The organism is Phocaeicola sp. RTP21198st1_B8_RTP21198_201120, assembly GCF_040929485.1.
GTDB classification, from domain to species: domain Bacteria; phylum Bacteroidota; class Bacteroidia; order Bacteroidales; family Bacteroidaceae; genus Phocaeicola; species Phocaeicola dorei.
Genome location: NZ_JBCOCI010000577.1, coordinates 1 through 1,017, shown reverse-complemented (window position 1 = coordinate 1,017; position 1,017 = coordinate 1). Strand labels below are relative to the sequence as shown.

1 protein-coding gene is annotated in these 1,017 nt (G+C 40.1%); it reads right to left on the bottom strand.

The window, feature by feature from the left end; all coding sequences use genetic code 11:
* A partial coding sequence (locus tag AB5935_RS28250; protein ID WP_410525562.1) for a carboxypeptidase-like regulatory domain-containing protein occupies nucleotides 1-1,017 on the bottom strand: 1,017 nt, incomplete at both ends.

Here is a 1,017-nt window from a genome sequence, read left to right as displayed (position 1 = left end):
GTATAACTTTGCGAACCACAGGTTTTGGTTTCTCCCACTTTCACAGCTACAGGTTCTGCAGTAGAAAGATCTACTACTTGTACTCCAAAATACGCTGGAGCCTTGTCATCTGCACCATGAGTACGGATTCTTAATGACAATATCTTGTTGTCTTCCGTAATCTTCTTGCTGCCATAAGTATAAGAATCAAATGCATCCAGATTGGCCGGATTTTTTTGTTCATCCCCCGTATTTCTAATTCTTAGAGTGGTTCCTTCAGGCTGTTCTTCCATATTGCCCCAGAAACTCAAAGTACACATATAATCGGTTGACCAATCCCAATGAGGATAGCTATCGGCATTTTTTCCGCCTCTGTATTCATTATAAAGCCATTTATCAGCCTCTTTCAAATCATCAGCTGTTAAACCTGGCAATACTTCTACTCCACCCAAGCGAATATCGAGAGTGGCTATCTTATCTATAAACTGGGCTTTCTTGATATCCCTTGAAACTGCTACATAACCGGTTTTACTAAATGTAATAGAATAATCATCAATAATGAGACTTTCAAATAAGTATGTACCATCATTGTCGGTAGTTGTAGTCAATGACCCCAGTTTTACTGTTACCCCTGCAAGAGGAGCATTGTTGTTCTTAGCATCAGTTACAGTACCCATAACCTTTGCTGCTGCACTTAGCATCTGAATACTTATAGATGCTACTTTATTAGCATCGAACTTGCCGGCTAAAACAGTTGCGCTGGTAGTCAGATAATTTTTTTTGGTAAATGTAATGGTACGTTTATCCATAGGTACATTGGAGAAAGAGTACTTTCCATCGGCACCAGTAGCTGTAGAACCTTCGACATCAGAAATAGTAACTGCAACACCACTGATAGATGTGTTGTTTTCGTCAGTTACCATACCTGTTACAGTGCCATAGTCGGACTTGGTCGAATCATCGTCATCGCTACACGAACTAGTTGTGAAAGCGATAGCTCCCGCTAACATAAAGAACGTAAACGTTCGTAAGTTTTTC